This window comes from Acinetobacter sp. WCHA39 (assembly GCF_002165385.1).
GTDB lineage: Bacteria > Pseudomonadota > Gammaproteobacteria > Pseudomonadales > Moraxellaceae > Acinetobacter.
The window spans coordinates 1-583 of record NZ_NHRP01000096.1; the positions used below are offsets into that span (position 1 = coordinate 1).

1 pseudogene is annotated in these 583 nt (G+C 38.8%); it reads left to right on the forward strand.

Features of this window, described 5'->3' with window-relative positions:
• Positions 1-98 precede the first annotated feature (98 nt).
• Positions 99-583: pseudogene (locus CDG56_RS16775) on the forward strand (alkyl hydroperoxide reductase subunit F); the annotation flags it as partial.

A 583-nucleotide genomic window follows, 5' to 3' on the forward strand; every position in this document is an offset into this window, starting at 1 on the left:
ATAAAAACATACTGTTTTACCTATTTATTAGTTTTGCGTACTATAGCTTCATCGAATGAATTTAGCTGATTTGAACTGCTTAGAATTTGGAGAAATACATGTTAGATCAAAATATTAAAACTCAATTAAAAGCTTACTTAGAACGTTTAGAAAGTCCAATCGAGTTAGTTGCGGCTTTAGATGAATCAGACAAAGCTGCAAAAATCAAAGAACTCGTGACTGAAATTGCAGAACTTTCTGACCAAGTTACGGCGCGTTTTGACGGTTCAAACGCTCGCCGTCCTAGTTTCGGTGTAGCTAAAGCAGGTGAACAACCACGTGTGTTCTTTGCTGGCTTACCGATGGGACATGAGTTTACCTCTTTGATCTTGGCTTTATTACAAGTGTCAGGTTATGCGCCTAAAGTATCTGATGAAGTATTGAACCAGATCAAAGGCTTAAACTTGAACTCAAACTTTGATGTGTTTGTCTCATTGAGCTGCCATAACTGTCCAGATGTGGTTCAAGCACTCAACTTGATTGCAATCTATAACCCGAATGCAACGGCGACCATGATTGATGGTGGTTTCTTCCAAGAAGAAGT